8 protein-coding genes are annotated in these 8,551 nt (G+C 72.4%); 5 read left to right on the forward strand and 3 right to left on the reverse strand.

The window, feature by feature from the left end; translation table 11 throughout:
• Positions 1–152: 152 nt before the first annotated feature.
• A complete protein-coding gene (locus ACFW9D_RS01870) occupies positions 153–1,277 on the reverse strand; it encodes a DUF3152 domain-containing protein (RefSeq protein ID WP_384616704.1) in 1,125 nt (374 codons plus the stop codon).
• 443 nt (positions 1,278–1,720) lie between these two features.
• Complete coding sequence (locus ACFW9D_RS01875) at positions 1,721–2,800, reverse strand: alpha/beta fold hydrolase (protein WP_384616706.1); 1,080 nt, start codon at positions 2,798–2,800, stop codon at positions 1,721–1,723.
• Positions 2,801–2,936: 136 nt separating this feature from the next.
• Here ACFW9D_RS01875 and ACFW9D_RS01880 point away from each other — a divergent pair, with 136 nt between their 5' ends.
• The 4 genes from ACFW9D_RS01880 to ACFW9D_RS01895 all read left to right on the forward strand — a co-directional run bounded on the left by ACFW9D_RS01880 (position 2,937) and on the right by ACFW9D_RS01895 (position 4,994).
• Positions 2,937–3,158 (forward strand): hypothetical protein, encoded by a 222-nt coding sequence (locus ACFW9D_RS01880; RefSeq protein ID WP_188336999.1) that lies wholly within the window; start codon positions 2,937–2,939, stop codon positions 3,156–3,158.
• A 274-nt stretch (positions 3,159–3,432) separates the two neighbouring features.
• Positions 3,433–4,074: a TetR/AcrR family transcriptional regulator gene (locus tag ACFW9D_RS01885; RefSeq protein ID WP_188337000.1), complete on the forward strand. Its 642-nt coding sequence runs from the start codon at positions 3,433–3,435 to the stop codon at positions 4,072–4,074.
• Between the two features lie 188 nt (positions 4,075–4,262).
• On the forward strand, positions 4,263–4,490 hold the full coding sequence (locus ACFW9D_RS01890) for a DUF3107 domain-containing protein (protein WP_188337001.1): 228 nt from the start codon (positions 4,263–4,265) through the stop codon (positions 4,488–4,490).
• 228 nt (positions 4,491–4,718) lie between these two features.
• Positions 4,719–4,994: a hypothetical protein gene (locus ACFW9D_RS01895; RefSeq protein WP_188337002.1), complete on the forward strand. Its 276-nt coding sequence runs from the start codon at positions 4,719–4,721 to the stop codon at positions 4,992–4,994.
• A 26-nt stretch (positions 4,995–5,020) separates the two neighbouring features.
• Here the strand turns inward: ACFW9D_RS01895 and ACFW9D_RS01900 are convergent, their stop codons facing one another.
• Positions 5,021–5,767, reverse strand: a complete 747-nt coding sequence (locus ACFW9D_RS01900; protein WP_188337003.1) for a ferritin-like fold-containing protein — start codon at positions 5,765–5,767, stop codon at positions 5,021–5,023.
• Positions 5,768–6,006: 239 nt separating this feature from the next.
• On the opposite strand from ACFW9D_RS01900, the gene ACFW9D_RS01905 reads away from it, so the two are divergent.
• Positions 6,007–8,551 (forward strand): DEAD/DEAH box helicase (locus ACFW9D_RS01905; RefSeq protein WP_384616708.1); only part of this gene is annotated, 2,545 nt, incomplete at its 3' end.

Genomic DNA, 8,551 nt, shown 5'->3' on the forward strand with positions numbered 1-8,551 from the left:
TGCGCGTCGTCACCTTTTTGTCCTCTCTGGGGTGGGCGCTTTTGGGGTTCTCCCCCCCCCCCCACCAAAAGGGGTGAACGGCCGTAACTTTCCCGCGCGCGTGACGTTCTGTCGCGCTAAGAGATCAAAGCGCTACGGAAAGCTACGGAGTGTCAACCCTTGGGAAACACCCAGGGGTTGGGCCGGCAGGTGATGCCATCGGCCTTCAGGAACTTGGTCTGCTGCTGCATGACCGGAGCCGGCGCGCCATTCTGCGTGCACGTCACGTGATTGAAGCCGAGCCGGTGACCGACCTCGTGATTGATGAGCATCTGGCGGTACGGGAAGATCGCCTTGTCGTGCAGGGCGTCGTCGTACGGCTTCGCACCCTGCGCCCAGCGGTACGCGTTGATCATCACGCGCTCGGTGGCGGCCGAGTCGCACGACACGTTGTCCTCCGTCGTGTCGAGGCCCGACTTCGCGCACCAGTCCGCGGTGGTCCCGGGGCTGGCGAGCGTGATGACGAACTGCGCCTCCTCGCCCTTCCCGACGCGCTCGAAGGTGCGCTCGCCGCCGTGGGCCCAGCTCCGCTTGTCGTTCAGGGTCTTCTGCACGGCGTCGGCGAACAGCTTGGCGTCGAGGCCGAGGCCCTTCTCGACGTCGACGCGGTAGCGGAACTTCTCCCCCTTGCCGGGCGCCGCGGCCCCGTCGGGGATCGACTCGAACGCGCCGGAGCCCTTCAGGTCCGCGGCGAGCGGGTACTTCTTCGCCATCTTCTGCTCGTACGTGAGCGGGACGACGCGGGCCGGAGCGGTGGGCGTCGCCCGGTCGTCGGAGCGGGAGGCGGAACCGCCCTGGGTGCGGGAGCCCTCGGCGGCCCCTGCCCTCGTGTCGCTCCCGGAGCCGCTGTCCCGGTCGGCGACCTGGCCCGCGACAACGATGGCGAGCACGGTCGTGACGGCCGCCGCGGCGATCCCCGTGAACGTCATCCCCTTGCGGCTCCGGCTCCGGGCCGGCTCCTGCGGCAGCTCGTCCGAGGGCAGCGGCGGGTAGTCGTCCCAGTCGGAGACGGAGGCGTACGGATCGGCCGGGTACGCGTTCGAGGCGTGCGGACCGGACGCGTACGGGTCGGACCGGTACGGGTCCGGCGCCTCGGGCGTGCCGAGGAGCGTGCGGCCGGACGGCGCCGCGGCATGGCCCGCGGGCGCGCCGACGCCGTCGAACGCGTCGACGTACTCCTGGCGCGGGCTCGGCAGCGGTCCGGTGCCGGGACCCTGAGGGCCGCCGGGCGGAGCCACCGGAGGGACCACAGGCGGGACGGCGGCGCGGCCACTGCCCCGGGCCGTCGGCGCGGCCGGAGAGGGCGGAGCGGGCGGGCCGCCCCAACCGCCGCCCGGCTCATGCTGCTCGGGGTGACCGCCCCGGACGTACGGCGCGGCAGGACGGGCCGGCCGGTGCGTGCCCTGCGACGACTCGAAAGCCGACTCGTAGGGCGACTCATAGGGCGACTCGGAGGTCGGCTGGAAGGTCGAGGGATAGGCCGACGGGTAGGACGAGGGCTGGTGAGCCTGCGACTGCGGGGAGGGCGCGGCCTGCGGTGGCTCGGCGGCCGCGCGGCGCCTGCGGCCGGAACCGGGGCCCAGCCTGGGCGCGGCGGCCCGCGCCATGGGCTCGGCCGGTTCACCGGCCCGCTCGCCGCTCTCTGCCGGTCCTCGGCGGCTATGCCGTCCCACAGGCCGCCTCAGCTCCCCGGATTCGTACTGTGCAATTTCTCGTCATGCGTCGGCGTCTGGTCACACGCTGACTGGTCTTCATGTCTCGGCGCACCACGTGACGCTCTCACATCACCCGCCGCCCCGTTCAACGTCTCCGTGTCCGACAGGAGTTCCCGGAACGCGGTGGCGACCGTCTCCGGATATTCCATCATCGCGACGTGCCCCGCGTCCGGCAGGGTCAGCAGCCGCGCGTCGCGGAACGTTCTGGCGGCGCGCGCCGCCATCCGGTACGACACCAGCAGGTCGCGGCCGCCGTAGACGAGCAGGGTCGGCGCGAGGACGCGCTCGGCCTGGCGCCACAGTCCGTGCTGACCGCCGAGCGTGTACGCGTTCACCACCCCGCGCGCGGAGCGGGCCATCGCATCCCAGAAGTAGGGGAGCTTGAGGCGCCGCTCCATCTCCTCGACGGCGGCGCGGAACCCCTCGGGCGAGACCCGGTTCGGATCTCCGTAGCAGAGCGCCATCACGCCGCGGACCCGCTGCTCCGCCGTCCAGTCCTTCGTCAGACGGGTGAAGAGGGAGGCGACGCCGGGCACGGCGAGCAGCCCGGTCGGCACGGCGGTGCGCTGGACGCGGATCTCGGGCAGCGCGGGCGACACGAGCGTCAGCGTGCGGACGAGGTCGGGGCGGACGGCCGCCACGCGCGTGGTGACGGCGCCGCCCAGCGAGTTCCCGAAGAGGTGGACGGGCCCGCGGCCCTGCGCGTCGAGGTACCGGATGACGGCGCGGGCGTGTCCGGTGACCGAGTAGTCGCCGTCGTCCGGCGGCGGCGAGTCGCCGAAGCCCGGGAGGTCGACGGCCTCGCCGTCCACCACGTCGGCGAGCAGCGGCATCAGCGCCGACCAGTTCTGCGAGGAGCCGCCGAGGCCGTGTACATAGAGGGCGGGCGGAAGTCCCTCCCGCGCGGCGGGGCGCGACCGGACCGCGAGGGTCAGGCCGGGCAGGCCCACCGACCCCATCGACTCCCCCTCCCCGACCCGGACGCCTCCCGGGGCGGACACCGTGTCCACGGCGGACGGCACTCGCGGCGACTCGGTCGAAGACATGCGGGATATGTTACGAGACGATCACGCACTGGATCGTGTGTTCGCCGTCACAGCCCGCATAGCGCGCCGTTCCTCTGTCTCCTACGCTCGATTCAGGGCACCCGCCCACGTGGAACAGTGAGGAAGGGAGCCATTCATGACGGTCGACCCCAGCGATCCCGAGACCTTCACGGAGCGCGGCGACAACACGGAGATCGATGTGGAGGCCCCGGAGGCCGACGCTGCCGAGCAGCACGCGGACCTCTCGCAGGACCGGGACGATCCGCCGGCCGGCGACGCCGACCCCGACACCGCGAACGAGGCGGACCGCGCCGAGCAGGCCCGAGTGGTGGCGCTCGACGAGGACGACTACCGCTGAGCTCGCCCCGTACGACCGTCACAGTCAAGGGACGGCCGGTGATGCGGCACGTCGGCGGCCGGACGCACATCAGCGGACGGCCGGATGCCGGGCGACGTGTCAGGCGACATGTCGGGCGACGGTATATACCGCTTTCCCGTGACAAGACCGCTACGCGCCGCTTTCACTGCCGTCCGGTCCGTGAAATTCTGCGCCTGCACCGCGCACATCGCAGTTACCCAAAAGTACGATGACGACGCGGCGCACACCGCAACGGACGATTTTGGGAGGCGGCGTGACAGCCACCGAGCAGACGGAGGCGGCGCGCCCGAAAGGCACCCGCCTGCCGCGCCGTGCCCGACGCAATCAGCTCCTGGGCGCGGCCCAGGAAGTATTCGTCGCACAGGGCTACCACGCGGCCGCGATGGACGACATCGCGGAGCGTGCCGGAGTCAGCAAGCCGGTGCTCTACCAGCACTTCCCCGGCAAGCTCGACCTCTATCTGGCGCTCCTCGACCAGCACTGCGAGTCGCTGCTGCAGTCGGTGCGCACCGCACTGGCGTCGACGTCGGACAACAAGCAGCGCGTCGCGGCGACGATGGACGCCTACTTCGCGTACGTGGAGGACGAGGGCGGCGCGTTCCGGCTCGTCTTCGAGTCGGACCTGACGAACGAGCCGGCGGTGCGCGAGCGCGTCGACCGCGTCAGCATGCAGTGCGCCGAGGCGATCTCCGACGTGATCGCCGAGGACACGGGCCTGTCCAAGGACGAGTCGATGCTGCTGGCCACGGGCCTCGGCGGCGTCTCCCAGGTCGTGGCGCGCTACTGGCTGTCCAGCGAGAGCCCGGTGCCCCGCGACAAGGCGGTCGAGCTGCTCACGTCCCTGGCGTGGCGCGGCATCGCCGGCTTCCCGCTGCACGGCATCGACCAGCACTGAGGGCGGCGACGAGAGCATCGACGGTGCCGGGCGCCCCTGTAATGGGGCGCCGCGCCGTTTTGTTCCCGCCGGGCTGTTCGCTCTTGGCGTGCGGCAAGGGCACCGGGAGCCTCGTCTCACCGGGCTAATCTTTGCTGGGTACGGCGCGGTCGTCCGCGCACATCACGGATCGTCGGAGGGACAAGGCCGTGGAGGTCAAGATCGGCGTGCTGCACACGCCCCGCGAGATCGTTCTGGAGAGCGATCAGTCCGCCGAGGAGGTCGAGGGCGCCGTGTCCGAGGCTCTGTCCGGCAAGTCGCAGCTGCTCTCCCTGACGGACGACAAGGGCCGCAAGGTCCTCGTCCCCGCCGAGCGTCTCGCGTACGTCGAGATCGGCGAGCCGGCGGTCCGCAAGGTGGGCTTCGGCCCCCTGTAGCGGCTTCGCGGCAGATACGGAATTCCGGGAAAGGGCCCGGTGACGCACACCGTCACCGGGCCCTTTCCCGTGCTCGTGCACGCGGCCGCCCGGCTCCGGACGCGTCCCGCGTACGACCACGGCGCACACACAGGACGGCCACAGAGGGAGGGTTGCGTTCCGGGGCCCAGGGGTAGACCCGCTAGGACCGTTTTGCACCGGCCGGACGCGCGGGAGGGACCCACCATCATGCTGCTCGAGGCTCTCGGCTCCGCACTGCTCGGCCTGGCTCTCGCCCTCGCCGCCGGGCGCCGGCTCCCGCGCCGGCTGCCGGCTCCGCGTCTGGTGGTGCCCACGGGCGTCGCCGGTGCGCTGTTCGGGGCGTTCGTGACGCACAGCGCGCTCGGCCCGGGGCACGCGCTCGCCACGCTCGGCGGCGCGCTCGTGCTGGCGGCGGCCCTGCTGTCCCTGCTGCTGCGCCCCGCGCGGGGCGGGGCGCGGCGGCTGAGCCCGAACGCCCAGTAGCGCCCGGGCCCACCGCGGCAGGAGCGTCAGGCGGCGAGGCCCAGCGCGGCCATCCGCTTGGTGTGCGCCTCGGTGATCCGGGAGAACATCTTGCCGACCTCGGCCAGGTCGAAGCCGTCGGCCACGCCGCCGACCAGCATCGTGGAGAGCGCGTCGCGGTCCGCGACGACCCGCTGCGACTGCGACAGGGCCTCGCCCATCAGCCGGCGCGCCCACAGCGCGAGCCGCCCGCCCACGCGCGGGTCCGCCTCGATGGCCGCCCGCACCTTCTCCACGGCGAACGACGCGTGCCCGGTGTCGTCGAGCACGGCGAGCACGAGGGAGCGGGTGTCGGAGTCGAGCCGGGCCGCGACCTCGCGGTAGAAGTCCGAGGCGATCGAGTCGCCGACGTACGCCTTGACCAGGCCCTCAAGCCAGTCCGACGGCGCGGTCTGCTTGTGGAAGCCGTCGAGCGCGGCGACGAAGGGGTCCATGGCCTCGGTCGGCTCGGCGCCGATCGCGGCGAGCCGGTCGCGCAGCTGCTCGAAGTGGTGGAACTCGGCGGACGCCATCTTCGCCAGCTCCGCCTTGTCGGCGAGCGTGGGCGCCAGCTTGGCGTCCTCGGCGAGCCGCTCGAACGCCGCGAGCTCGCCGTACGCGAGCGCGCCCAGCAGGTCGACGACCGCGGCACGGTAGTTCGGGTCCGCGGAGGCGGTGGCCCAGTCCTGGGCCGCGATTCCGGTCGGCGCGGGGGTCGCTTCGGTGGACGGCGTGGCGTTGTCAGACGTCTCCATGCAGCGCACAATAGCCCGCTCGCGGGGTCCGGTAAGTCCCTGGTCATGGAGTGTGACGACGGCTACGTGACCAAATCGGCCATCGCACATGCGCGTTTCCGGGGTATGGTGGTAAAGAGCCCGCCGAGTGCAAGCCTGTGTCATGTGCCTGCACGTATCTCCGACGGGCCTCATGAATGAGGATGCCCGGTCGGTGGCCCGATCGGCTCCGACCCGACAGCCCTCCGGGTCTGCGTCACATGGCGTACCGATCGAGGAGGGGCCCTCAGCGGCACGAGCGCTCGAGCGTCGGCAGTGGTCCCGCGCCATCCGGTTCCTCCGCAGCAGCGGATGCGGACCGGCGTACCAAAGGCACGGCACTGGCACGGTCACGACCCCCGCGTTCGCCTCGGTCCGCACCTCACAGAAGAGGCAACACCCTGACTACGCAGACTTCGACATTCCGTCAGCTCGGCATTCTTCCCGAGACCGCGGAGGCCCTCGAGGCCGTCGGCATCATCACCCCCTTCCCCATCCAGGAGATGACCCTCCCCGTCGCCCTCTCCGGCACGGACGTCATCGGCCAGGCCAAGACCGGCACGGGCAAGACCCTCGGTTTCGGTCTCCCCCTCCTGGAGCGCGTCACCGTCCCCGCGGACGTCGAGGCCGGCCGGGCCAGGCCCGAGCAGCTGACCGACGCCCCGCAGGCCCTCGTCGTCGTCCCGACGCGCGAGCTGTGCACCCAGGTGACCAACGACCTGCTGACCGCCGGCAAGGTGCGCAACGTGCGCGTCCTCGCCATATATGGCGGTCGCGCCTACGAGCCCCAGGTCGAGGCCCTCAAGAAGGGCGTCGACGTGATCGTCGGCACCCCGGGCCGTCTCCTGGACCTGGCCGGCCAGAAGAAGCTCGACCTCTCGCACGTGAAGGCGCTCGTCCTCGACGAGGCCGACGAGATGCTCGACCTGGGCTTCCTGCCCGACGTCGAGAAGATCATCAACATGCTTCCGGCGAAGCGTCAGACGATGCTGTTCTCGGCGACCATGCCGGGCGCCGTCATCGGCCTCGCCCGCCGCTACATGTCGCAGCCGACGCACATCCGCGCCACGTCGCCCGACGACGAGGGCGCCACGGTGCGCAACATCGCGCAGCACGTGTACCGCGCGCACAACATGGACAAGCCCGAGATGGTCGCGCGCATCCTGCAGGCCGACGGCCGCGGGCTCGCGATGATCTTCTGCCGCACCAAGCGCACGGCCGCCGACATCGCCGACCAGCTCAAGCGGCGCGGCTTCGCGTCGGGCGCGGTCCACGGCGACCTCGGCCAGGGCGCGCGCGAGCAGGCGCTGCGCGCGTTCCGCAACGGCAAGGTCGACGTGCTCGTGTGCACCGACGTCGCCGCGCGCGGCATCGACGTCGAGGGCGTCACGCACGTCATCAACTACCAGTCGCCGGAGGACGAGAAGACGTTCCTCCACCGTGTGGGCCGCACCGGCCGCGCGGGGGCGAAGGGCACCGCGGTGACGCTGGTCGACTGGGACGACATCCCGCGCTGGCAGCTCATCAACAAGGCGCTCGAGCTGGACTTCAACGACCCGGTCGAGACGTACTCGTCCTCGCCGCACCTCTACGAGGAGCTGAGCATCCCGGCGGGCACCAAGGGTGTCCTGCCGCGCTCGGAGCGCACGCGTGCCGGTCTGGACGCGGAGGAGATCGAGGACCTGGGCGAGACCCGTGGCCGCGGTGCCGACTCCGGTCGTGGTGGCCGCGGGGACCGCGGTGGCCGTGGTGGTCGCCAGGACCGTGACAACCGCGACCGCGAGAACCGCGAGGAGCGACGCGAGGAGCGTCCGGCCCGTACGCCGCGCCGTCGGCGCCGTACGCGTGCCGGTGAACCGCTCGCCGCGGGTGCCGCCGCCGCTGCGGCCGCTCCGGTGACGCCGGTCGAGGAGGCCGCCTCCGAGCCGCGCACCCCGCGCCGTCGCCGCCGCACGCGCGGCAACGCCCAGGGTGCCGCGCCGGTCGCTCCGGCCGCCGAGGCCGTGGTCGAGACGGTCGAGGCCGCCGCCCCGGTGCTGACCGAGGCCGCGCCGGTCGTCGAGGTGCCCGCGCAGTCGCGTCGCCGTACGCGGAAGAAGGCGGAGCCCGTCGTCGAGACGGCGGAGGCCGTGGTCGAGGCCGCCGCGCCGGTCGAGGCCGCGCCGAAGAAGCGGGCCCCGCGCAAGAAGGCCGCCGAGGCGGTCGTCGACACGGCGGAGGCCGTCGAGGCCAAGCCGGCCCGTCGTACCCGCAAGAAGGCCGAGCCCGTCGCCGAGTCGGCGCAGGCCGTCGCGGACACGGTCGAGGCCGTCGAGGCCGCGCCGAAGAAGCGGGCCCCGCGCAAGAAGGCCGTCGCCGCCGCCCCGGAGGAGACCGCCGTCGTCGAGGCCGCGCCCAAGAAGCGCACCACGACGCGCAAGAAGGCCGCCGAAGCCGCCGTCGACACCGCCGAGGCCACCGAGGCCGCGCCGAAGAAGCGCGCGCCCCGCAAGAAGGCCGCCGAGACCGTGGTCGACACGGTGGAGGCCGTGGAGGCCGCGCCGAAGAAGCGGACGGCGACGCGCAAGAAGGCGGAGGCCGCAGTCGACACCGTGGAGGCCGTCGAGGCCGCTCCGAAGAAGCGGGCGCCCCGTAAGAAGGCCGTCGCCGCCGCCCCGGAGGAGACCGCCGCCGTCGAGGCCGCGCCCAAGAAGCGCACCACGACGCGCAAGAAGGCCGCCGAAGCCGCCGTCGACACCGCCGAGGCCACCGAGGCCGCGCCGAAGA

Source organism: Streptomyces sp. NPDC059524, from assembly GCF_042749255.1.
Lineage (GTDB): Bacteria > Actinomycetota > Actinomycetes > Streptomycetales > Streptomycetaceae > Streptomyces > Streptomyces xanthii.

Excerpts from the sequence above, each read along its gene's own strand:
- ACFW9D_RS01875 (WP_384616706.1), bottom strand. The coding sequence starts at position 2,800 with ATGTCTTCGACCGAGTCGCCGCGAGTGCCGTCCGCCGTGGACACGGTG.
- ACFW9D_RS01880 (WP_188336999.1), top strand. The coding sequence starts at position 2,937 with ATGACGGTCGACCCCAGCGATCCCGAGACCTTCACGGAGCGCGGCGAC.
- ACFW9D_RS01895 (WP_188337002.1), top strand. The coding sequence starts at position 4,719 with ATGCTGCTCGAGGCTCTCGGCTCCGCACTGCTCGGCCTGGCTCTCGCC.
- ACFW9D_RS01900 (WP_188337003.1), bottom strand. The coding sequence starts at position 5,767 with ATGGAGACGTCTGACAACGCCACGCCGTCCACCGAAGCGACCCCCGCG.